Source organism: Micromonospora sp. NPDC005215 (assembly GCF_040607915.1).
GTDB lineage: Bacteria > Actinomycetota > Actinomycetes > Mycobacteriales > Micromonosporaceae > Micromonospora.
This window is the reverse complement of the sequence record NZ_JBEXHQ010000005.1, coordinates 69,988-92,550: the sequence shown is the minus strand read 5'-3', so window position 1 is coordinate 92,550 and position 22,563 is coordinate 69,988. Positions and strand designations below refer to the sequence as shown.

Below are 22,563 nucleotides of genomic sequence, written 5' to 3'. Positions count from 1 at the left end.
TTGTCGGTAGGTACCGCCAGAATGTAGGCATGAATTCACATCTGGGCACGGTCGTGATCACGGGTGCGGCGGGTCGGATCGGCTCCGCGGTCCGCCAACAGCTGTGTGGCGAGGTTCGCCAACTCGTGCTGGTCGACCGGGTTGCGGTGCATCCACAATCACCGACAGAGCGGGCGCTACAACTGGATCTGGCAGACCAGGACGCTGTAGTTGCCGCCCTGGCGGGGGCGGACGCCGTGGTGCATCTGGCCGGGCTCCCGGATGAGGCGCCCCTGGCCGACCTGCTGGACAGCAACGTGCTGGGCGCTTACCACGTTCTGGAGGCAGCCCGCCGACAAGGGGTAGGGCGAGTGGTGTTGGCCAGTAGCAACCGTGTTACCGGCTTCTACCGGGTCGGGCAGGTTGTCGAACCGGACGCGCCGGTTCGGCCGGACGGGTTCTACGGGGTGAGCAAGGTCGCCGTCGAAGCACTCGGACGCCTGTATGCCGACAAGTTCGGGGTTTCGGTGGTGTGCCTGCGAATCGGCAGTTTCGAGGACGAGCCGACCGAGACCCGGTATCTGGCAACCTGGTTGAGCCCGCGCGACGGCGTCGGCTTCATCCGTGCGGCCCTCACCGCGTCAGACGTTCACTTCGCGACCGCCTATGCCGTTTCCGCCAACACCCGCGGGTTCTGGGACACCACCGCCGGAGCGCGGCTCGGCTATCTGCCGGTAGACAACGCGGAGAGTTATGCCGATCGGGTGCCCGGTTCGGATGCGCCGATCGACGCGGCCGCCTTTCAGGGCGGTGCCTACACCAGCGCCGAATACTCCCTCCGACACGTCGTGTCGTCCCCTGCTACCGGGTGAGGACGAACAGTCGCCGCGGACCTGGGTGGTCACGCCGATCAGGCCACCAATCGTCTGTGCTTTCAGGACGTACCTGGCTTCGCCCTGGCCTCGGTAGGCGGGTCCAGATCGTGTAGCGCGTCTTCCAGGTGTGCGATCGCGGCAAGCGCGACGGTGTCGACGCCGGCCCCGGTCGTGGCGACGATGCGTCGGGCGAGCCGGATCGCGTCGTCCGGACCGGCGGCCTGAAACAGCAGCGGCACCAGGAGGCGTACGGCAGCGCACCTGCCGTCGATGTCCTCCAGCAGACGGGGGTGCCGCTCGACGAGTCGGGTGAGACGGTGGTCGAGCACCGCGTCGAGCATGGGCCGGGCTCGACGCCGCAGGGCGGTCCGCAGGTGGGCCCTGCCGTTCGGCCGACGGAGCAGGTCCGCCGGATCAGCGCCGGCGGCGAACTCGGCCACCAACAACGGGCCGGGCAGGCGTTGCCGCCGGAGCAGGTGCCACGCCCGGTCCACTGCGCCGCGGCCGGCCGGGTCCGCGTCGAATGCCGCCACGATGCCCTGCGCGGCGCCGGGCAGATTCCGCAGCATCGCGGCCTGGTCGTCGGTCAGTGTGGTGCCGCAGGGCGCGACGGCCACCGCCCCCCTGGGGCCCGACCGGGAGTAGGACAGCCACACCGCAAGGACATCGGCCGGCCCCTCAACCAGGACCGGTGTCCATCGTGCGGCGAGACGCTCCTGCTGTTCGGCGATGCCGAACAGTAGTCGCCCCTTGTCGTAGATCGCTGTCCGAGGGCTGTTGATGTACTTCGGTACGTGCGCCACGGAATCAGGACGGCAACGGCCCAGGAACGCCACGGCCCGCCCGGCGGGATCGCGCACCGGAAACATGATCCGGTCGCGGAAGACGTCGATGAGCCGGTTGGGGTCCCACCGGGTGCGGCGCGCCAAGCCCGCACCGATCACCTCCTCCGCCGCGAAGCCGGCGGCAAGCAGGTGGCCGGTCAGCGAACTCCAGTCGGATGGGGCGTATCCGACCAGCCACGGCCACTCCCGTCGCGCGAGAACACCGAGACCGCGTTGGACGAGATAGGCACGCGGGCCGTCGGCCTGTTCGAGCTGGGCGCGGTAGTACGTCACCGCGGCCTCGACCGCCGCCAGTAGCCGTGCGGAATCAGGGCCGCTGCCGCGTACCGGGGATGTCGGGTGCTGGGGTTGAGGAGCGCCCATGGCCCACCTCCGGCGTCCACGCTAGCGTCAACCGGTCCTACCTCGCCAGGAGCGCTGCGCCCTACTGCGGGCGGGGCGGCTCGCCGGCCCAGAGCGCGGTGACGAAATTCTCGGCGCTGATGGTTGTCGGTCGGTCGCTGACCTGGCCGTCGCCAAGTTCGATCACGCGCCAGACGCCGTCGTCGCGGCGGGCGAGGTCGACGGAGACGAACGGCAGGTCGAGGGCGGCGACCAGAGGGGTGAGCGCGGTGAGGTCGAGGCCGGCGGGTGGGAGGTCGTCGGGCGTGTCGGGGTGCGCGCCGACGAGTACGCAGGTGCCCCCGATCCATCAGGTGCGTACCTCGGCGGTGGTGAATCGCTCGAAGGCACGGTCGACCACCGCGACGTCGATCCCGGCGTCACGAACCGATCGGCCGGGCGCTGAGCAGGTCAGGAACGGCGGCTGGCTCTGACGACCACGTCGTGAATCGAGACGGCGTGGCCACCGTGACCGGCCAGGGCCCGGTGCGACTCCCGAGCGGTCCTGACGTCCCAGACGAGCGGGTCGAGGCGTGCCGTGATGTCGGCGGCTGTCACCGAGGCCGAGGCGGGCGGCTCCGTCTCGTCGTGGCCATGCCCGGTGGCGGAGGCATGGTCCTGGTGGTGGAGGTGGCCGACGATGAACAGGGTGCCTGCGGGAGCGACCCAGGACGCGATGCGTTCGTAGAAGTCCAGCTGCGGCATCGCGGGGTGCGCGTAGTGGGTGGTGACCAGGTCGTACCGTGCGGCCGGCTGCCACGTGGACAGGTCCGCCTCGACCCACCGCACCCGATCCGCGACGCCGCTGGCGGCGGCGCGCTCGGCCGCGTGGGCGAGCGCCGCGGTGGCGATGTCCGCCGCGGTGACCTGCCAGCCACCGGTGGCGAGCCAGATGGCCTCGGCCCCGGCGCCGCAGCCCGCGTCGAGGGCCGTTCCGGGCGCAAGGTCGCCGACCTCCCGCATCAGGTGCGGGTTGGGCTGGCTGGCGGCCATGGCAGCGGCACGATCGCCGTCCCAGATCTGGTCCCAGTAGTCCTTGTCGAACGAGTGCGTCATCGAGCGTCTCCCTTGTTGGCAGGGGCGTGGCCAGCGGCCATGGCAACCGGCTGCTCAACAGTGACCAGTGGCGGACGGAACCGCAAAGTTCTTTGCCAAATGGCAAACTGGGGCCATGGACGAGTCAACGGACCGCACCCTCGACGCCGTAGGGCCGCGGCTCAAGCAGCTGCGGCAGCGCCGCGACATCACCCTGACCGACCTCGCCGCGGAGACCGGCATCTCGACAAGCACCCTCTCCCGGCTTGAGGCCGGCCTCCGACGCCCCACCCTCGAACAGTTGTTGCCCCTGGCCCGCGCGTACGGAGTCACCCTTGACGAACTCGTCGACGCGCCGCCGACCGGCGACCCACGCATCAACATGCGTCCGCTGCCCACCAGCGACGGCTCCACGATCCTGCCGCTGACCCGCCGGCCCGGAGGCATCCAGGCCTACAAGTTCGTCCTCCCGGCCGGGCGCGACGACGCCGAACCCGACCTTCGCACCCACGAGGGCTACGACTGGGCCTTCGTCCTCAACGGCCGACTCCGACTGGTGCTCGGCGAGCACGACCTCATCCTCGAGCCGGGCGAGGCTGCCGAGTTCGACACGCGTACCCCGCACTGGTTCGGCGCCACCAGCTCAGGTCCCGTGGAATTCCTGAGCCTCGTCGGTAAGCAGGGTGAGCGCGCGCACGTCCGGGCCGCCCCCAAGCAGCACGAATCCAGTTAGAGACGCCCTCGCCGCGACGGCGGAGCAGGAGCCGAAGGTCGAGCCCCTACCAGGTGTCCCCGGCAACTCGGATCAAGCCCGACTTGACCCTTTGCGGCCTGGAAAGACTCCTCCACGATCCAGCGAACCCCGGCCACTCGCACGAGTTGGGCGAGGGTGGCCGGGCCGGGTGTCCAGCAGCGGTAGAAGGCCAGCTCACCGGTGGTGTTGTTGCGGCGGATCAGCAGGCTGTGCCGGCCGTCGTCGTCGGGGTCGCCGTCAGCGCCGACGTCGAGGGCCTGCAAACAGGCGGCGGATCATGGCTTTCGACGGGCGCCGGTCCGGGGTGATGCCCAGCGCGAGCGCGGTCGTGGCCGGGACATCGGCGACCCACTCGGCGATCGCGGTGTAGGAGTGGTAGCCGGCTACCACGGCACAGACTGCCGCGGTCATCACGACCGTCAGCTGGTGGCGGACACCGCGGCGAGCGCGGGGATCCGGTAGACCCGCCAGCGCTGCGGGCAGTCCAGCAGCGGTTTCGGGCACGGTGACATCAGGTGCGCTGGACACAGGCGAGATCAGCGATGATGGCGGGGCGGGCATGGTTCACTTCGGACAATCAACAAGGCGTAGAAGAGATCGCTGATCATCTGAGCTGCCATGCCCGTCCTGCTACCACCAGTTCTGGCCGGGTTCGGCGAGCCTGCGCTGCTGGGTTGGTCTCTCCCCATGGCCATCATGACTGCAGGCAGGTCCGACCTTTGCCAGGAGGCGGGCTGCTGCGGGTCGCCCTCAGTCGTGAGGGCCGAGGAAGTCGGTGATGAGGGTAGCGAGCTCCTGTGGGCGTTCGGCGACCATCGCGTGGCTGGCGCCGGCGAGATGCCGCACCCGCAAGGACGGGTTGTCCGCAGTGGCAAGCCGTTCGGCGGTGATCTTGCGATACGCCTCGTACAGGCTGTGGAACGGCTGTTGTTCGGGCAGGTCCTCGGTGGCGAGAACGAGCAGCAGCGAGCAGCGGACGTCGCGGTAGGCGGGCATCAGGTCGAGGGAGTCCATGGCGTCCCGGAGCTGCCGGGTGAGGTCCGGGCCGGGCCGCAGCCGGCTGCGGCCGTCGTCGCCGGCCACGAGGTTGCGCTCGAAGGCTGCCACCCAATCGTCGGGGGCGGCATCGTAGCGCTGGGCCATGGAACGCTGCCCCGCCAGCATGGCGGCCACCTGTTCGGCGGTTAGCGGCTCGGCCAACATCGCGGCCATCCCGTCGAAGACGGCCCGCAGCTTGGCCAGCTCGGTCTCGGCCTGCTCCGAATCCAGCCCGGCGATCTGGTCCGGACGGTTCAACGGCGGATTGCCGTCCAAGCTGACGGCACCGGGGCACTCCGGGTGACGCTGCGCCCAGAGGGTGGCGAGCATGCCGCCGAGGGAGACGCCGACCACCGCTGGGGAGGTGAGGCCGAGGTGGTCGGCGACGGCAGCCAGGTCGGCCAGGACGTCGTCCCAGCGCCAGGGGCCGTCTCCGGACCGGCCGTGACCGCGCAGGTCAACGGCGACCACCCGGTGGGTCGGGCGCAGGTGCTCGGCGAGAGTGGTCATCTGGGCGAGGTTGCCGCCAGCGCCGTGAAGGAGCAGCAGCGGTTGTCCGGGTCCGCCGAAGTCACGGATCGCGATGGGCACGGTCCCGGAGTCGATAATGGTCTCAGACACGTCGGGTTCCTTTTTTGAGCAGTCGGTCGCGTACGGAGGCGGAGCGCACGCCGCCTTCGGGGTGGCGGGCGAGCTTGTCGCGGGAGACCAGGTCGTGGACGCCCTGGCGGGTGATGCCGAGCATGGCGCCGGCCACCGTGTACGACACGGATTCGGCGGTCGGGTGGCCGACCCGTCGCGCGACGGCCCGGCCGAAAGGGCTGCGCCACCAGTCGATGGGTGGGTCGAACGGTCCGTCCCCCGGGTAAAGGGTGGAGATCGCGCGCATGACCACGCTGACGGCGGCCCTGTCGTCGCCGCTGACGATCGTGATGGCCCAGGATCGGGCCCGCTCCCGGATGACGGCGCGCAGCGGGTCGATGGCGTCGTGGCCGTCGACCAGGATTTCGAGGGGGTCGAGCAGGCGGATGTCGATCAACCGGATGAGATGCTCGGTCAGTTCCTCGTGGGTTGGCGACATGCTGCCTCCTCCGCTACTTGACACCCATTGTCAAGTGCTTGACGTCGAGTGTCAAGCACGATGGCGCGAGCACGCCGGCTGATCCGATCGGCGGACAAGTTCCACGCCTGGATCGGCTCGGTGAACGCGTGGGAACTGGCGGAACCGTTCAGCGCGGGCATGCCTCACTTTGGACAGATCAACAAGGCGTAGGAAACTCGATGGCCTGCTGAACCGGTCACGCCCGACCTGCTACCACCAAGAAGGACGCGTCTACACCAACCACCTCAAGCCGAGCACCTTACGACTTTGCCGGAGCCCTGCCGCTTGGTGCCGACGTCGGCAGATGGACCAGGCGATAGCCTGTCGCGTTGGGTGCACCCCGTCGGGAGGAGCATCGCCTCGCTCAGAGACAAGTACGCAGGCGGGTGACGGCCTGGCGGCGCGTGAGGTCGACGACGACCAGCCGGCCGTTCTCCTCCCACACGGTGAGGGCGTCGGCGTGGCGTCGAATGCCGATCGCGCCGACGGCGGGTGGAAACACGACGCGCAGGTTGCCGTCGGCGATGTCCACTGTGGTGTTGGTGGGCCCGTCGATGCGTAGGGCAGACGTCTCGCCGCCGGCCAGCACTGTCGGCTTCGTCGCCACCGTCCGGACCGCCGCACCATGCCCTTTCACCCGGTAGGTGTCGGTGTGCTTGTCGTGGGTGGTGGTCATCAGCGCCGCGGAGGCGAGCAGCGCGAGGCCGTCGAGGCCGTCGAGGTCGACCGGTCGGCGCATCCGCAGCATGAGTGCGGGCAGGTCCCAGCGCCACATCTCGGCGTGGCCGGCGTCGGAGCCCGGTCGACGGGTGATCCGGACCAGTGCGGCGAGGCTGGTCGGGCTCCGGGCGATGTCGAGCACCGCGATGCCCGGGTCCAGTTCGCGCCACGTGACGCGGGGGACGTCGGCGGTCAGGTCGACGAATGCGATGCCGTCGTCGTCGACCACTGTGAGCAACGCGCCGTCGTAGCTGGGCAGCACGTGGTGCGCCCTGACGGCCACGGGTGGCCGCAGCCGGCGGGTGCTCAGGTCCAGGCCGTGGACATCGCAGGAGGAGCCGCTCCGTGCGACGAGCAGGACGTTGGCTCCGTGATCGGCGACGACAAGCAGGGGAGCCGGCTGCCTGGAGATCGTCTGCACCGCGGAAGTCTACGAAAACAGCACGTCCACCGCGCACCACATACGGCGTCGGACGAGCCGCGTACTCCAGTGTCACGCGTCGCGGCGACGGAATATCAGCGCGGCCAGAACCAGGGCGGCGAACGTCCACGTGATCGTGGCGGCGGCGCCGTGCGACGGGTCGAGGGCGGCGGTGTCCGGCAGGTAGGCGGCGCTGGCGCTGGACCCGGCCCGCAGCAGTGGGCCGGCGACGAAGTACAGGCCGAGCAGCAGAATCGCGGCCGGCACCGCGCGGCGGACGACGCCGGCGACTGCCGCCGCCAGCAGGGTGGTGAGCGTCAGGTAGGCGGTCGCGGCTGGCATCCAGGCCGCCGCATCGGCCGGCAAAGTGCTGGTGGCCGCCGTCGCGGCGGCCACCGGGAGCGTCAGCGCGGCCAACGCGAGGGCTTTCGCCGCCTGTAGGGGCAGCCGGCGGGGCATCGCGAGCAGGGTGCTCCGGATCTGGTCGCCCTCCTGGTACTCGGACGTGGCCGCCAGCACGCCGAGCACCAGGAAACCGGCCTGGCTGTAGCCGAGCGGGGCCAGGCCGGCGTGGTCGCCGACCGGCTCACCGGCAGCCTCGGCGGCCGCGTACGCGTACGTCAGCAGGACGGTGGCGGCCCAGGTCAGCAGCGCGGTCCGACGCAACGACGGAAGGGTCAGCAGTTTGCGCAGTTCGGCACGGGCGGTGTTCACGCGTCGCGCCGCTGGAACAGGACCGCGCCGACCGCGAGCAGCGCGACGATCCAGGCCGTCATCACCAGGCCGGCGGTCACCGGAGGGACCTCGACGGGGAAGTCCGAGCCGCGGATGAACATCTGCGCTCCGACGATGTCCGGCAGGTAGGAGGCAAGGTCGGTGACCTTTGTCAGCAGGTACGACACGGACACCACGGAGCTGTTGATGATCAGCAGTGTCAGCGGCACGATGCCGTTGCGAGTGATCAGCGTGATCGCGAACGCGAGGAGCGCGGTCAGCGTCCAGTAGAGGATCGCGGCGGCGACTCGCCCCGGGGCGGGTACCGGCGCATGTTCGCCGTGCAGCACCCGCGTGAGGGTGAGGGTGGCGGCGGTGGTGACCGCTGCCTGCGCCGCGACGACCAGCACCAGCGCGATGGTCTTCGCCACGAGCAGCCGCAGCCGGTGGGGGACCGCGGCGAGCGTGGCGGTGAGCTGGCGGGCGCCGGGGGCATCCTTGCCGGTGGAGGTGTATTCGCTGCTCACCACGATGACGCCGAGGACCATCGGACCGATCAGGCCGATACCCAGGTCGCGTAGGCCCAGGTCGGACGTGTCGGTGAGGGTGCCGGCGGCGATCGCGCGGCGGGTGTACGGCGCGTTGAGTAGGACGACCAGCGGCGCGATCAGCGTGCCCAGCACCAGACCGACCCAGGCGGTGGGCAGGCCGAGCAGCTTGCGGAGTTCGGCGCGGACCAGGTTCACCACGGGCCACCCGCCTCGGTGGAGGTCAGCGCGAAGAAGGCGTCCTCCAGGGTGCGGTGACCGCCGGTGACGTCGGCGAGACTGCCACGGGTCACGACCCGGCCCTTGTCGATCACGACGACGTCGTCGGCGATCTCCGCCAGTTCGCCCATCAGGTGGCTGGAGAGCAGCACCGTGCGGCCCTGTGTGGCGCTGTCGCGGAGGAATCCACGCATCCAGCGGATCCCGGCCGGATCGAGCCCGTTGACCGGCTCGTCCAGGACCAGCACCTCCGGGTCACCGAGCAGCGCGGCGGCGAGCCCGAGTCGGCGGCTCATGCCGAGGGAGAAGCGGCCGGCGCGCTTGCGCGCGTCGCCGGTCAGGCCCACGATCTCGAGGACCTCGTCGGCGCGGGAGTCCGGTAGGCCGTTGCTGGCGGCCACCCAGCGCAGGTGGGCGCGGGCCGTGCGAGCCCGGTGCGCGCCGCTGCCGTCGAGGAGGGCGCCGACCGTCGTCAGCGGGCGGTCCAGTTTCCGGTACGGGCGTCCGCAGATCAGCGCGGTTCCACTCTGCGGGTTGTCCAGGCCGAGCAGGATCCGGAGCGTCGACGTCTTGCCGGCTCCGTTCGGCCCGAGGAAGCCGGTGACCCGGCCGGGTCGGGCCTCGAAGGTGACGTCGTACAGGATCCGCGTCCTGCTCTTGGTCTTGTTGACGCGATCGATCGTGATCATGCGTCGAGTCAACAGGTGACCCGGCCCGCACACATCGGACCGTTCTCGGATCCCGCCGGCCGGGTCGGTCCACGGACCGTCAGACCCTGGTCTGAGAACTACAGTCGGGGTGGTGAACGTCCACCCGCGCCCCTCCGGGCGGTCCAGGACCGTGCCGGTGGTCGCCGTGGTGGTCAGCGTGCTGGTGATGTCCATGTGCACGGTCGGCACGCAGGGCCCGCTCGCGGTCGTCCTGCCGCCGCTGATTGTCGGCGGCGCTGTCGCCGCCGCGGTATGGGCGGTGCGCCGGTCCCGCACCGACCGCACCGCCTACGAGTCGCGGCTGACCGCCTGGGCCGCCTCGGAGGCGGTGCTCGCCGAGCGGTTGCGGATCGCCCGCGACCTGCACGACATCGTCTCGCACGGCCTGGGTCTGATCACGGTCCGCGCGGCGGCCACCCGGCACCTACCCAAGCCGGCCGAGGTGCAGGCGGCGCTCACCGACATCGAGGACGCGAGCCGGCACGCGACAGCCGAGCTGCGCCGCATGCTGACCGTCCTGCGTGAGCCGTCCGCCGCCAGCCGCCGTGCGCCGGTGGACAGCCTCGACGATCTGCCCGGCATCGTGCACGGGGCGTCGCTGGCCGGGATTCGGGCACGGCTGACGGTCGAGCCGCTCGGCCCGGTGTCGCAGGGCGTACAGGTCGCCGTCTGCAAGACCGTGCGGGAGGCGCTCAGCAACGCCGCGCGGCACGCGGGACCGACGGACGTGCGGGTACGGGTGTACCGGGACGGGACCCACGTGGTGGTCACGGTGGCGGACAGCGGCCCGTCGGCCGACGGATGGCGAGCGTCGCCGGGCGCCGGGCACGGGCTGGCCGGGTTGCGGGAGCGGGTCGGCAGTCTCGGCGGCACACTGTCGGCGGAGCGTGTCGACGCGGGCTTCCGCCTCACCGCGCGGATGCGGGACGAGGCAACGTGAGCGACATCCGGGTGCTACTGGTGGACGACCAGGCGCTGCTCCGACACAGCCTCGCCATGATCATCAACAACGAGCCGGACCTGGCCGTCGTCGGCGAGGCCGGTGACGGCGCGCAGGCCGTGGCGTGCGCCCGTACCACCCGCCCCGACGTCGTCCTGATGGACGTTCGGATGCCGCACCTGGACGGGCTCAAGGCCACCCGGCGCATCTGTGCCGACCCCGCCCTGTCCACCGCCCGCGTCCTGGTCCTGAGCATGTTCGAGCTGGACGAGTACGTCTACGAGGCGTTGCACGCGGGAGCGTCCGGTTTCCTGCTCAAGGACGCCCGCCCCGACGAGCTGATCGAGGCGATTCGTCGTACCCACCGTGGCGAGTCGCTGTTCGCGCCGTCGATCCTCACCCGGCTCGTCGCGCACTACGTCACGGCGCCCCGACCGGATCGGCCGACTCCGGCACTGCGGCGGCTGACCGGCCGTGAGGTGGAGGTGCTGACGCTGATCGGTGGCGGCCTGTCGAACGACGAGATCGCGACCGCCCTGGTGATCTCGGTGAAGACGGTGAAGACGCACATCACGCACCTGATGGCGAAGCTGGCCGTGCGAGATCGGGCGCAGCTCGTGATCGCGGCGTTCGACGCGGGCCTGGTGCGGCCACGCCGCTGAGACCCGGCGGCGGCGTGCGCCGCTCGCCGGGCTTCCCGTCAGCTACGCCGGCGGCGTGAGGATCACCTGTCCGAGTTCCTGGGTGCATCGGGTGAGCGCGACGTAGAGGCCGTTCCAGCCGCGCGGCTCGGCGGTGATGCCCTGCGGGTCGACGACCAGCGTCGCGTCCCATTCCAAACCCTTGGCCTGGGCCGCGGTGAGCACCGGCACGTCGCTCAGCACGGCCAGGAGCTCGCCGACGCGGTCGGCGGGGGCGATGACGCCGACAGTGCCGCCCCGCCACCGTTGCCGAAGCTGTCGCACCGCCTGGGCGGCGGCGCCGGCAAGCTCGGCGGGTGTGGTGGTGAGCTCCCACGGGGCGATGCCGGAGGAGCGCACCGCCCGGGGCGGCGCGTTGTGGCTGCCAGCCTTCTTCAGGACTGGCCCGGTGAGATCCATGACCTCACGCGGGGTCCGGTAGCAGATGGTCAGTTCCGCGGCGGTCCAACGGTCTCCGAAAACAGCCTGCACGGCTTCTGCCCAACTGCTGTGCCGGTGCGCCGCCTCCGCCTGGTCGATGTCGCCGACCGCCGTGATGGAGCGACTGGGGCAGCGCCGGACGACCATCTGCCACTGCATCTCGGACAGCTCCTGCGCCTCGTCGATCACGACATGGCCGTACACCCAGCCGCGCTGCCGGCGGGCGCGGTCGGCGACGAACTCGCCCTGTGGTTGCGGTGCTCCGACCTCACCCAGCAGGTCGGCGAGGGCGTCGAGCAGGGCGATGTCGCTCGATGCCCACGGGGTGGGCTCGGCCGCGACGGCGGTGATCTCCGCAGGGGACAGCTGCGGGGCGAACCGGGCCAGCAGGGTGCGGTCGGTCAGGAGAGCACCCAGCAGGGTTTCGGCGTCGAGGGTGGGCCACCAGGCCTCGACGAACCGGGCGATGCTGGCGCTCACGGCGATCCGAGAACGAAGATGGTCGACCTCCTCCTCGGAGAGCAGGCCGTCGACGTCACTGCCGGTGGGTGCCCTGCCGAGGTGGTGCTCGCGCGTCAGGTCCCTGTCGACGCGGGCGAGAATGTCCTCGAAGCCCTCCTCCATCTCCTTCATCAGCGTCTCGCGCTGCTCGACGACGGCGTCGGCGAGGAGGTGGTGCAGCTGCTCGGCGAAGACCGCGCGAGCGCGATGGTACGGCCGTCCCTGCACCGCCGAGGCGAGCGCCTGTGCCACCGTCGCGGCGGCGATGACGTAGAACTCGCCCTCCCAGCGCAGCTTCAGCTCACGCTGCCGCGGGAGCAGCGACGTGACGTAGCTTTCCAACGCGGGTTGCCAGAGTGCCCGGCCCTTGATCTCGGCGAGCTGCCGGCTCTCGTCGCGGCCCACCCGGATCCCCGGCAGCAGAGTGTCGCAGGTCGCCGAGACGACGGCGGTCTCACCGAGCGCGGGCAGCACCTGGGCGATGTACTGGAGGAACCGTGGCGAGGGGCCGAGGACCAGGACCGCCTGGTCGGCCATCGTCCGGCGGGCGAACAGCAGATAGGCGACGCGGTGCAGAGCAACGACGGTCTTGCCGGTGCCGGGGCCGCCCTGCACGATCAACGGGCCGGTCGCCTCGGCCCGGATGACGTCGTCCTGTTCGCGTTGCAACGTGGCGATCGCCGTCGACATGCGGCCGGTGCGCCGCTGGTCGAGGGCGGCCAGGAGAGCGCCTTCACCGACGAGGTCCGCCGACAGTGTCCCGTCCAGTGGCTCGTCGTCGACGCCGACGACTGTCGATCCGGTGGTGCGGATGTGCCGGCGTCGTGCCTGACCCTGTGGGTCGACAGCCGTCGCGGTGTAGAACGGCCGAGCCGCGGCAGCACGCCAGTCCACAAGCAGTGGCTCACTGTCCTCGCCGTCGTTGCGGAGACCGATGCGGCCGACGTGTCGCACCGTGCCGTCGAGGCCGTCGAGGCGGCCGAAGACCAGCCCGTCCCGTGCTCGCCGTAGCTCTTCGTGCTGCTGACGGAGCATGCGCTGCCGGGCCTGTTCCACCGGGTCCAAAGCCTCGGACGAGAGCTCCACCCGGAGGTGGTCGGCCAACCTGTCGCGCCGGGCCGTGGCCAGGTCGAGAAACGCCTGTTCCTCAGCGACAGCGGAACGGCGGGCGACGTCCTCCGCGACAACAGTCGAGTCTTGCCCGTCGGGTGTTCCTTCGCTGACGCCAGCAGTGTCGTCGTGCAGAGCAGAATCCTGGCGCATTCGCAATCCCTGTGGTGGCGGTCCCCTGGGCCTCGGAAGAGCCGCGGCCTAATCCCGGGCGAGCATAGAACGCTTTCTCCTCGTCGGCCAGAAAGTCTGTCGGCAGAGACGGGAATCTCAATGCCTTGCGAATCCGATCTGCTCGTGGCCTCATCCAATCGGTATTCGCTCATTGACAGTTCGGTCCTTATCTGATCTGAACGCTGACACCTCTATTGGCTCGGTCGGCCACGCGGTCACCTCGCTGATGGGGATGTCGTCACGGCGGCCAGCACCCCGGGGGCGGTTGCCGGTTGATCGATGTGACTAACATCCCCTCATGATCGAGGAGTTGATCGAGGAGTTGATCGAGCGGATCGACGGCGGTCGGACGCCGGACGACCTCAATCAGCTGCTTGTCATCCTGGCGCACACCGCTCACCCGCTGGCCGAGAGCGCTATGCGTCGCTGGACGACGCAACCGCCGGCCGGCGCGGACGAACTGCACGTCAGTGTGCTGAGCTACGCCGAAGACGGCGGCTGGACGGTCGGCCCGGACGGCAGCCGCCGGGACCTCTGCGGCGGCATCGCGTACCAGTGGATCATGCGCGAAACGCCGCGGCGCGCGGACGGGCCCACCTGTCCGTGGTGCACGTCGCCGTTGTGGATCGCCGCGGACATCGACACCGCGGAACCTGCTGTCGGCGCCGCGCTGGCCCACACGGGCTGGTCCGGCCGGCTGACGATGGAGACCTGCCATTTCTGCGCCTGCTACACGACGCTGTACAGCCACATCACGCCGGCCGGTGCCACGACGTGGTGGCCCGGCAACACCCGCCCGAGCTACCTCGGTTCCAGCGAACCGGAGGACCCGCCGACGCTGGCGCCGGTCCTGGGCCCGGCCCGGAAGAGTCCCTACCTGGCCAGCGCGTGGGATCGGGGCGGTTCGACGTTGGGCGGCGTGCCCGACTGGATCCAGGACTCCGCGCACGCCGACTGCCCCGGTTGCGGCCAACCGATAGACTATGTGGGTCTGGTTGGCGGCGCGGACCTGGACGAATACGGCGAGGGCGCCTACTACCTGCACCTGCACCAACCGTGCGGATTCGCCGCCGTGAACTACCAGCAGAGCTGAGCGCCGTGGGCGCCGGCCCACCCGGAGCGACAGTGGCGAATCGGGCCGCCGGGCACCCGACCGGTTGGCCGGCGACCGGAATGGCGGGTAATGGCGATGCGGTCCTGGCCGACAGTGCGGCAGACTGGATCGCGTGGTCGCATTGATTCCCAGCGTCGCGGGGTTGACCGATGCGGTGCGTGCGGGTTCCCCTGTGAAATTCTTGTTCTTCTGGGGCCATCAGCCGCAGCGTGACGGCAGCATCGGGGCTGGCTGCCTGAGCCAATGGTGGCCGGATCCCTTCAGCGTCGACGGGCAGGAGTTCCGCACCGCCGAGCATTACATGATGTGGCGTAAAGCCGTTCTGTTCGGCGACGCGACGGCAGCCGCCAGGATTCTGACGGTGGCGCACCCCCACGCGGCGAAGACGCTCGGCCGGCAGGTCGACGGTTTCGACGAGCGGGTGTGGCAGGAGCACCGCCTCGACATTGTCGTTGCGGGCGCGGTGGCGAAGTTCGGCCAGCGCCCGGAGCTACGCGAATATCTGCTCGGCACCGGTGAGCGAGTGCTTGTGGAGGCCAGCCCGGTGGACCGGGTGTGGGGCATCGGCTTGGCTGCCGATCACCCCGACGCCGTGGACCCCGCACGATGGCGTGGGTTGAATCTGCTCGGCTTCGCACTCATGCGCGCCCGTACGATGCTGGGTGCACAGGCAACGCCGTGACCGGCGCATTCGTCGCGGTGCCCGCGTCGGCAGCTCCGGCGAGGTCAGCTATGGTGCTTCCGGTCAGTCCAGCGGCGTCGAGCAATCCGCATCTGTCGCGATGGTCCACAGGGCGCCCCAGATCCAGGGAGATACCGATGCCGGAGCCTGAGCCCGTTCAGGACGCCCACGGGGCGGATGCCGAGACCGCGGCCGAGACCGAGACCGAGACCGACCAGCCTGCCGTTCCCGCTAATCGGGCTGCCCGACGCGCGAAGGGCAAGGTCGCCTCGCCTCAACCGCATGGGAAGGGCCAGCACTTCGGCGGCCGGGGCTCGGTCCAGAGCCCGCGCCAGTGGGGTAACCGGCGAAGCGGCTGACCGTTGGCGGAGTCCGTTGTCAGCAGACGGCTCCCCAGGTGCCGACACGGAAACACCACCACACCCACCACATACGGTCAACCTGGTGATGGGTGATCAGCCGTTGGTTGCGGTGCGGTGCCGGCTTCGTGCATGCCGGCGCACCCGCCGTTCTGCCTGGCCTGTCTCCTCGTCGCGGCCTGCTGCTTGCGGGCACGGCCGGTGCGCTGGGGCCGTCTGCACCTTCTTCGCATAAGACCGGTCAACGCGAGTCCCGGCGCGCCGCCCGTCCCCGACTGCTTCGGCTGATCATCTGGTCGCTCAGGTCGTCGAGGGGCCGCCGGCACCGACAGCGGTAAGGGGCATCCGATCCCGCTCGGGTTCGATCACATGATCGGATCCGTGGCGGGACCGGATGCGTGCTCCACCGCCGGCGAACGGTGAAACCGCGTTCCGGCGGTGAGCGGCCGGCCAGCGGCAGGCGGTGACGTGGTATCCAGTCGCTGTCGTCGATAGAACGCACGGTAGCGTACTGATTGCTGATCGTGTCACCATCTGGGGGCAGGGGTGGACCGCTGGACGCTCGGAGGTTCCATTGGCAGACGCGCGGCGGATCAACCAGTTGCAGAACAACGACCGTTCCCTGATTCTCTTCCGGGCCATCGCGGTGGCTCACCGCTACACGCAACGCGCCCAGGCGGTCAGTCTGTTGATGTCACTGGTCGTCGCGAGCCTCGGCGTTGTGGCCAAGGTCGCGCAACCCCCGCTGCAACCCGCTGTCTCGATCATCGGTGCACTCTGGGCCGGCGTCTACGCGGTCGTACTGGCTCCCCTGATCGGTCGTCACCTACGCATCAGCGCGACGTTGCAGGAGATGCTCGACACCGACCTGTTCGGCGTGCCGTGGAACGCGGTCCTGGTGGGTGAGCGACTGTCCGAGGACGAGTTGAGCCGCCTTAGCCGGCGCTTCCGCGGCGACGACACGCGGCTGCGGGACTATTACCTCGTCGCAACCGTCGCCGCTCCGTATGACGTGCTCTTCTGTCTGGAGCAGAACCTGGCGTGGGGTTCGCGGGTCCGCCGACGCTTCGCTGCTCTGCTGCTCGGTGTCATCGCGGTCTGGTGTGTGGTGGGCGTGGCCGTGGGCCTCGTGACCGAGAGTACGGTCGGGAGCCTGGTCGGTGTGTGGTTCGTGCCGTCGCTGGGTCTGCTGCTGTCCTTCTCGGACACCGCCCGCGCGCAGATTATGACCACCCGGGACCGCACCCGGGTGCTCGGCCAGGTGCGCGCGGTCATGGAGGAACCCTCTCGCGCGATCGCGGATGACCAGGCGTTCGCCGTGTTCGCCCGGCAGGTGCAGGATGTGCTGTTCGTCGCCCGCCGGCAGCAGCCACGGATGCCACAGTGGTTCTTCCGCCTCTTCCACGACGACGACCTGACCGACTTCCGGTACAAGATGCAGATCCTGGAACAGCGGGTGGGCGTCCATTCCTAGGGTGAGTCGGCTCTTTGTCAGCGCTCGCGGTCCCGTGCGTCTCTCGATAGGGTGACCAGGGTGCCCGACGATGGAAAGGTCCTCCTCGCGACCGTTGTCGGCACCGAGGCCGCCGACGCGTTGCAGCACTCCGCGCGTTCCCGTAATCGGGAAGTCGACCTGGCCGAGCCCCTCTGGACGGCGGCGGGTCACACCGGGGCCGTGCTCGCCGCGGTGGTGGAGGTCTCCACTCCTCCGGCTCCGCAGCGGCCCGACAAGTACATCGTCAAGGTGTGTCCTGCGGACGGGCTGCGGCGTGAGGGAGCCCGGCACCATGCCGCCTTGGCGCTCTCGACCGCCGATTTCACCCGTCGTCATTTGGTCGACGTGGCGGGCGCGCCGATCCTGCTCCACGACGGCGGCGAGCTGTTGCTACAGAGGATCGCGGACGACAGCCTGGCGCGGTGCCGGAGCATGTCCGGTAACAACCTCGACGAGTGCGTCCTGACCGCCACGCAGGTGGTGTCGGCGCTGTTGGGGGAGTGGACGGGCAAGGAGCACCTGCGTCTCGACACCCTCACCGTCGCGGATTATCTCGCCAGGGAACTCGTCGACGAGGTGTGCGACAGAATCGAGTTGAGCGCGGCCTGGATCGAGCCCGAAGGCGAGCAGACACCGCTTCCCCTGGCCAATCCGCTGGCGATGTTACGGGGGTCGGTCGGTGGCCGTGTGCAGTACCTCGCCGGGTTCACGCACGGTGATCTGCACGAGGACAACGTCCTGGTGCCTCGCGTCGACGGTGTGGTCCGCCACGATGCCTTCCGGCTCATCGACCTGACGACGTTCGACGAGGCTGGTCCGCTCAGCCGTGACCTCGCCATGTTGACGGTCTCGGCGGTCACGCGTCGCCTCGGCGGGTGCTCGCCCGCCGAGGCCGAGGCGCTACTGCACTACGTCGTGGACCGTACGGCCGAGCGCGCCATCGGGGCTCCTGTCGGCCTGCGGGCCTACGTCGACGCCGTCCGGTACGCCGACCGTCCCCTGTTGGCGGCCGCCGAGTTCGACGAGAACTGGTCCGACCAGTTGCTACTCTCGCTGGTCGCCGCCGCGATGCGGCACCTGTCCTTCGAAGACCTCGGCGAGGACGCACGATGGTGGTCGTTCCGGCTGGCGGCGCATGCGGCGAGCGCGTTCCTGAGCCGGCGGGGCACCGCCGCCCCCGAGCGGGGGCGTGCCGTCGGACGGGAGATGATCACGACCCCGATCAACGCCGCCCCACCGGGGCCCGGCCCCGAGACGACCGCCGGTGTCCTGCCCATCGGTGACGGATACCGCCGCTCGCTGATGGTGGTCTCGCCCGCGGACGACCCTGATGACACGGTCGCGACGGCGACGCGCGCGTTCAACGCCATCGGGTACCACTGCGACGACGTCATCCCCCTCACCGACGCCGACCAGGTCCGCAAGCGGATCGCGGCGCGCCTGGCGGGGGCGGGCTCGACGGACATCGTCGCCATCTACCTCGCCGGCACGGTCGAACCTCTCGACAACGCGCTGGGTGGCCTTGTCGTGCACACCTCTCGTTCCCATCCCGGCACCTCCATCGGCGCGATGCCGCTCGTCGCACTGCTGGAAGGGCTGTGGCAACGGCCCGCCGGTGCACCGGCAGCCCAGCTCCTGCTGGTCCTCGACACGCAGGGCGCCGACGTCACCGCGGTGGTCCACGCGGCCACCAGCGTTCGCGTGGCCGCGAGCTCCCTCTGCGTGGTCGCCGCCACCACACCGGCCGGATCCGGGCGGTTCGCCGGGTGCTTGACGACGGTGCTGACCGGCGTCGAGGTGGCGCCGCGCGACAAGCCATACCTGGATGTGCGGCAGCTCGCCGAGCGGCTCCGGTCGGCCGTGCCGCCCGGCAGCGCGGTACAGACGGCCGAGGTGTCCGACGGCGGTCGCAACATATGCCTGCCGAATCCCCGTCACCACCTGGTGGGCGTCGACCCCCACGAGATGACGGTCTGGTGGGAGCCGACCGCACGAGCGAGTCGAGGCGCGGCCGCACCGCAGGCGTGGTTCTTCAGCGGACGCCGCCGGCTGAACCAGCGGGTGGCACGCTGGATCGCCGACCCCGCCGACCCGGTGCTGGTTCTCACCGGTTCGCCGGGCTCCGGTAAGAGCACGATCATGGCGCGCCTCGTCGTGGCGACCGTGCCCGACGTCAGGGAACACCTGAGAAGTCGGCCGGAGATGCTACGGCCGGACGAGTCACCGCCCGCGGACTTCCGGTTCGTGCTCACCCTGCGCCTGACCGGCCGCACCTTTGAGCAGGTACGGGTCAGCCTCGCCGCCGCCGTGGCGGCGGAGGGCCAGTCGCAGGCTGGGTCGGCGGCCGGGGTGATCGCCATCGACGGCTTGGACGAGGCGGACCAGCCGCACCGGATCGTCGCCGAGCTGCTGCGTCCGATGGCCCAGAGGGCGCGGGCCGGGGGCACCCGGCTGCTCGTCGCCACCCGCCGCCACCCGGTCGGCCACGACCCCGACGATCCCGGCGCACCGCGTGGCGACCTGATCACGTCCCTGACCAGCGATGGTGGCGAAGCCCTCGACATCGGCGAGCCACCCTGGCTGGAAGCCGGAGACATCGCCGAATACTGCGATCGTCTGTTGACGGTCGCCGTCAATGATCGCGGGCGCCCCAATATCTATGCTGGTCTGACCGGTGCCCGGCGCGTCCTCGCCCGGGCAATCGAGACCCAGGCTCGCCACTCCTTCCTGCTCGCGGCCCACGTCGCCCGCCGGCACACCCTCGACGGCGCACCGGCCGATTCGCTGAGCCCGGCCTGGCGGCGGCAGTTTCCGCGCGGCATCGGCGACGCGATGCGCCAGGAGGTCGAGGCGCTGTACGGCGTTGACGAGGCCGACCGGCAGCTTGCGCTCCTGCGTCCCCTCGCCTACGCCCAGGGCAGCGGACTGACCCGTGAACCGGCGGCCGGATCGGAGCTGTGGGCGGTGCTGGCGAGCCGGCTGGACCCGGACGGGCGTTCGTTCACCGCCGCCGACGTCAGGTGGCTGCTCGACCAGCGCATCGCCACCCACCTGGTCACCGGCGTCGACATCGGCGGCATCGCCACCTATCGGTTCCACCACGAGGCGCTGGCCGCGTCGTTCCTCGCCGACCGTGCCGATCGTGCGGCGGCGCATTTGACCATCACGGAGGCTCTGCTCGACACGCTCGTCGCCGGTGGGGCGCGGGACTGGACACGGGCGGGGGCATACACGCGGCGCGCGTTGCCGGCACACGCCCGCCTCGCCGGGACCCTCGAGAGGCTTGCCGAGGATGCCCAGCTGTTGATGTACAGCGATCCCGACCGGCTGCACGAGGCCCTGGTGACCTCGGACTCGCCGCGGCTGGTCGCCGTGAGCCGGCTGCTGCGCCCGTACCTGCATCGCCTCCGGGCCGCCACCCCGGCTGGCCGCGGATTCCTGCTGTCCGTGGCGGCCACCGTGATGGACCGTCCCGGTCTGTCCGCGGCTCTGGCCGCCGCGGCGGGCCTGCCGGTGGCGGTTCGGCACGTCCGTGTCCGGCACGAGGCGCTGCGGCAGTCGATCGCGGAAGGCACTCCCGTGCGGGCCCTGGACTGTGTCGTCGACCGTGACGACAATCCGCTGGTCGTGCTCGCCAACGGCCAATTCCTCGACGTACGCGACCCGGAGTCCGGTGCGCTCGTGGAGACCGTGCTGTCGGGCAGCGCGGCGGTCACCTCTGTGGTCGGGTACGTCGACGAGGACGGCTTCCCGGTCGTCGGCGCGGCCGGTGCCGAGGGCGGGGTGCGGGTCTGGGATGCCACCACCCGCGCTCTGCGTGCCGAAAGCCCTGTCGACCTCCGCCGCGGAATGGTGCTGGGGCGGGGCCGCGACGGCTCGGTGCTCCTGGCGGGCTGGACCGAGGAGCAGGTGAGTGTGTGGCGTCCCGGCAGCGCCGCACCACCGCTGGTGCTGCCGGTGCGCTGGGAGGCGGGCCGCCAGCCGATCACCGGGGTCGCGGTGACCTGTGACGCCGACGGTGCCGACCTGGTCGCGGTCGCCGCGGGCGGGCGGGTCACGGTGTGGGAGCCCACCACGGGCCACGAGCGGTACGCGGTCGATCTCGAGGACTCGTTCAATATCCAGATCGTGGCTTTGCAGCCGGGAACGCCGGACGGCCGGCTGCTCATCACCGCCGGCCTGCGGGAGCGGGAGACCCTGTTGTGGAGGCCGTCGACCGGCGCCTACCCCTGGCCGTGGCCGGAGGCTCCGGTCTGCGTAGCGGCCGACACCAACCCGGAAACCCCCACGATCGTCCTCGGGTACCTGTCCGGTGCCGTCGACACGTGGGACGGCGATGAGCGGAGTCCCGCCCGGCGCCTGCTGGATGCCGGCCTGTCGGTCCACGCCGTGTACGTCGGCCCGCCCGGTTCCGCACGGCCCGTCCTGGTCAGCATCGACAGGGTGGGCCGGATCCGGCTGTGGGAGCGTAGCCGCGGACGCGACGCCGTGACCCTGACCGGCTCGGCCCCGCACGCGGTGGCGATGGGCTCGCTGCGGCAGGGCGGCCGCTACCTGGTCGTGGGTCGCAACGACGGCGCCGACCTGTGGCGAATCGACGAGGTCAGCCAGGACCCCGAGGCCGCGGACCTGCACGACGGTGACGCCGAGCAGATCGTGGCCGACCCGGCCTCCGGCTACTTCGCGACAGTCGGCGACGACGGGCGTGTCAGTGTCTGGTCCACGCGCAGCGGTGGCGTCCTGGGGGCGCTGCCGATACCCACCGGCGCGCCGTTCGCCGCCGTGGGGTGGGCGGCCGGTGGTACGGGCCGGCTCGCCGTGACGACCTCGACGCTGTTACTGGTCACCGACCTGCGGCCGGGTGTCCGACCGCTGCTGCAACGGGAAATGGAGGCGCCCGGCCGGATCGCCGTGCTCGACGACGCGGGGACGGTGCTGCTGGCGGTGGCTGACCGGCATCGGGTGTGGTTGGTCGCCCCGGATTCGGGCGACGCCGACGCCCTTGAGACGCCCGAAACGGCACCGGACGGCCAGCGGTTGTCGGCAGCCGCTCGCAACGTGGTGAGCCTGACCTGGATGGCGTCCGGCGGCGCGTACCTGGTCGCTGGGACTCAGGGCGGTGTGCTGGCCCGCTGGTCGCGCCGCGAGGGGTGTCGGCCGGAACCGATGACGCCACTGGCTGGTGACCTGGGCATCGTTCTGGTGACCACAGCGGTGCCGGGCGGCGCCGGCAGCCGGGTGCTCGTTGGGGGTCATGTCGGCGTCCTGAGGATCTACGACACGCACGACGGCACCGAGGTATTCGACCTGACCAGGGACGACGGCCGAGTGATCGCTGCCGCCGTGGTCGACACGGTGCCCCCGGTCGCGGTCACCGCCCATCTGTTCGACGAGAAGGCCGAGGTCCGGGTCTGGAACACGGCGAACGGCCGACTGTTGCGGTCGGTCGTCCACCCCGCCCGCCGGGGTGACGTCTTCGTCGGCCCGCCGCAGGCCGGGCGTACGGCGGCCGGGCGGCCGTTCGTCGTCTACGTCGTCGAGGACGGCGTCGAGCTGTTGTGGCTGGACCACCTGACCGGCGACGAGGAGCCGATGCGGTTGCTGTTGCCCTTCACGGTCCGGGACGTCGCCGCCCAGGACGGCCTGCTGTTCATCGCCGGCGGTGGTGGCTTCCTCACCCTCGCCCTCGGTGCGTCGGAGGGCGAGGGCCGGTGAGCCGGCAGCTC

Annotated in this window: 20 protein-coding genes and 1 pseudogene; 9 read left to right on the top strand and 12 right to left on the bottom strand. The window is 70.6% G+C overall.

Translation table 11 applies throughout. The annotated features are described in order from the left end of the window. Positions 1-29: 29 nt before the first annotated feature. Positions 30-851 (top strand): NAD(P)-dependent oxidoreductase, encoded by an 822-nt coding sequence (locus ABZU25_RS06685; protein ID WP_355028336.1) that lies wholly within the window; start codon positions 30-32, stop codon positions 849-851. Positions 852-913: 62 nt separating this feature from the next. Here ABZU25_RS06685 and ABZU25_RS06680 read toward each other — a convergent pair whose 3' ends face one another. Both ABZU25_RS06680 and ABZU25_RS06675 read right to left on the bottom strand, forming a co-directional pair. After that, a complete protein-coding gene (locus ABZU25_RS06680; RefSeq protein ID WP_355028335.1) occupies positions 914-2,062 on the bottom strand; it encodes a toprim domain-containing protein in 1,149 nt (382 codons plus the stop codon). A gap of 61 nt (positions 2,063-2,123) precedes the next feature. Further along, entirely contained in the window at positions 2,124-2,387 is a 264-nt protein-coding gene (locus tag ABZU25_RS06675) for an ATP-grasp domain-containing protein (RefSeq protein ID WP_355028463.1), read from the bottom strand. On the opposite strand from ABZU25_RS06675, the gene ABZU25_RS06670 reads away from it, so the two are divergent. Next, on the top strand, positions 2,355-2,486 hold the full coding sequence (locus tag ABZU25_RS06670) for a hypothetical protein (RefSeq protein ID WP_355028334.1): 132 nt from the start codon (positions 2,355-2,357) through the stop codon (positions 2,484-2,486). The two genes, ABZU25_RS06675 and ABZU25_RS06670, sit on opposite strands and share 33 nt — an antisense overlap. 5 nt (positions 2,487-2,491) lie before the next feature. Here ABZU25_RS06670 and ABZU25_RS06665 read toward each other — a convergent pair whose 3' ends face one another. Next, a complete protein-coding gene (locus tag ABZU25_RS06665; RefSeq protein WP_355028333.1) occupies positions 2,492-3,136 on the bottom strand; it encodes a class I SAM-dependent methyltransferase in 645 nt (214 codons plus the stop codon). 115 nt (positions 3,137-3,251) lie between these two features. Here ABZU25_RS06665 and ABZU25_RS06660 point away from each other — a divergent pair, with 115 nt between their 5' ends. Then, entirely contained in the window at positions 3,252-3,848 is a 597-nt protein-coding gene (locus ABZU25_RS06660; protein WP_355028332.1) for an XRE family transcriptional regulator, read from the top strand. A 71-nt stretch (positions 3,849-3,919) separates the two neighbouring features. On the opposite strand, the pseudogene ABZU25_RS06655 reads toward ABZU25_RS06660, so the two are convergent. From ABZU25_RS06655 to ABZU25_RS06620, 8 genes and pseudogenes are all read right to left on the bottom strand, one after another. Further along, positions 3,920-4,087: pseudogene (locus ABZU25_RS06655) on the bottom strand (IS701 family transposase); the annotation flags it as partial. 19 nt (positions 4,088-4,106) lie between these two features. Next, positions 4,107-4,283 carry a hypothetical protein gene (locus ABZU25_RS06650; RefSeq protein ID WP_355028331.1) on the bottom strand — a complete coding sequence of 59 codons (177 nt, stop codon included), beginning with the start codon at positions 4,281-4,283 and terminating at the stop codon, positions 4,107-4,109. Positions 4,284-4,619: 336 nt separating this feature from the next. Continuing rightward, positions 4,620-5,528 carry an alpha/beta hydrolase gene (locus ABZU25_RS06645; protein ID WP_355028330.1) on the bottom strand — a complete coding sequence of 303 codons (909 nt, stop codon included), beginning with the start codon at positions 5,526-5,528 and terminating at the stop codon, positions 4,620-4,622. Next, positions 5,521-5,988: a hypothetical protein gene (locus ABZU25_RS06640; protein WP_355028329.1), complete on the bottom strand. Its 468-nt coding sequence runs from the start codon at positions 5,986-5,988 to the stop codon at positions 5,521-5,523. The genes ABZU25_RS06645 and ABZU25_RS06640 overlap by 8 nt, the downstream gene beginning before the upstream one ends. 385 nt (positions 5,989-6,373) lie before the next feature. Beyond that, entirely contained in the window at positions 6,374-7,150 is a 777-nt protein-coding gene (locus ABZU25_RS06635) for a hypothetical protein (protein ID WP_355028328.1), read from the bottom strand. A gap of 72 nt (positions 7,151-7,222) precedes the next feature. Continuing rightward, a complete protein-coding gene (locus ABZU25_RS06630) occupies positions 7,223-7,864 on the bottom strand; it encodes an MYXO-CTERM sorting domain-containing protein (RefSeq protein WP_355028327.1) in 642 nt (213 codons plus the stop codon). Further along, a complete protein-coding gene (locus tag ABZU25_RS06625) occupies positions 7,861-8,610 on the bottom strand; it encodes a hypothetical protein (RefSeq protein WP_355028326.1) in 750 nt (249 codons plus the stop codon). Before ABZU25_RS06625 ends, ABZU25_RS06630 begins: the two co-directional genes overlap by 4 nt. Continuing rightward, positions 8,607-9,320: an ATP-binding cassette domain-containing protein gene (locus ABZU25_RS06620; RefSeq protein ID WP_355028325.1), complete on the bottom strand. Its 714-nt coding sequence runs from the start codon at positions 9,318-9,320 to the stop codon at positions 8,607-8,609. Before ABZU25_RS06620 ends, ABZU25_RS06625 begins: the two co-directional genes overlap by 4 nt. 112 nt (positions 9,321-9,432) lie before the next feature. Here ABZU25_RS06620 and ABZU25_RS06615 point away from each other — a divergent pair, with 112 nt between their 5' ends. Together ABZU25_RS06615 and ABZU25_RS06610 are read left to right on the top strand one after the other, a co-directional pair. Next, positions 9,433-10,281 (top strand): histidine kinase, encoded by an 849-nt coding sequence (locus ABZU25_RS06615; RefSeq protein ID WP_355028324.1) that lies wholly within the window; start codon positions 9,433-9,435, stop codon positions 10,279-10,281. After that, on the top strand, positions 10,278-10,943 hold the full coding sequence (locus ABZU25_RS06610; protein WP_355028323.1) for a response regulator transcription factor: 666 nt from the start codon (positions 10,278-10,280) through the stop codon (positions 10,941-10,943). Before ABZU25_RS06615 ends, ABZU25_RS06610 begins: the two co-directional genes overlap by 4 nt. Before the next feature lie 42 nt (positions 10,944-10,985). Here the strand turns inward: ABZU25_RS06610 and ABZU25_RS06605 are convergent, their stop codons facing one another. Next, positions 10,986-13,166 (bottom strand): UvrD-helicase domain-containing protein, encoded by a 2,181-nt coding sequence (locus tag ABZU25_RS06605; protein ID WP_355028322.1) that lies wholly within the window; start codon positions 13,164-13,166, stop codon positions 10,986-10,988. A 319-nt stretch (positions 13,167-13,485) separates the two neighbouring features. Here ABZU25_RS06605 and ABZU25_RS06600 point away from each other — a divergent pair, with 319 nt between their 5' ends. The 4 genes from ABZU25_RS06600 (at position 13,486) to ABZU25_RS06585 (ending at position 22,552) form a co-directional block, all read left to right on the top strand. Beyond that, entirely contained in the window at positions 13,486-14,280 is a 795-nt protein-coding gene (locus ABZU25_RS06600; protein WP_355028321.1) for a hypothetical protein, read from the top strand. A gap of 133 nt (positions 14,281-14,413) precedes the next feature. Continuing rightward, positions 14,414-14,983 carry an NADAR family protein gene (locus ABZU25_RS06595; protein ID WP_355028320.1) on the top strand — a complete coding sequence of 190 codons (570 nt, stop codon included), beginning with the start codon at positions 14,414-14,416 and terminating at the stop codon, positions 14,981-14,983. Positions 14,984-15,916: 933 nt separating this feature from the next. Continuing rightward, positions 15,917-16,816 carry an S-4TM family putative pore-forming effector gene (locus ABZU25_RS06590; RefSeq protein WP_355028319.1) on the top strand — a complete coding sequence of 300 codons (900 nt, stop codon included), beginning with the start codon at positions 15,917-15,919 and terminating at the stop codon, positions 16,814-16,816. A gap of 60 nt (positions 16,817-16,876) precedes the next feature. Beyond that, positions 16,877-22,552: a hypothetical protein gene (locus tag ABZU25_RS06585; protein WP_355028318.1), complete on the top strand. Its 5,676-nt coding sequence runs from the start codon at positions 16,877-16,879 to the stop codon at positions 22,550-22,552. The last annotated feature ends 11 nt before the right edge of the window (positions 22,553-22,563 follow it).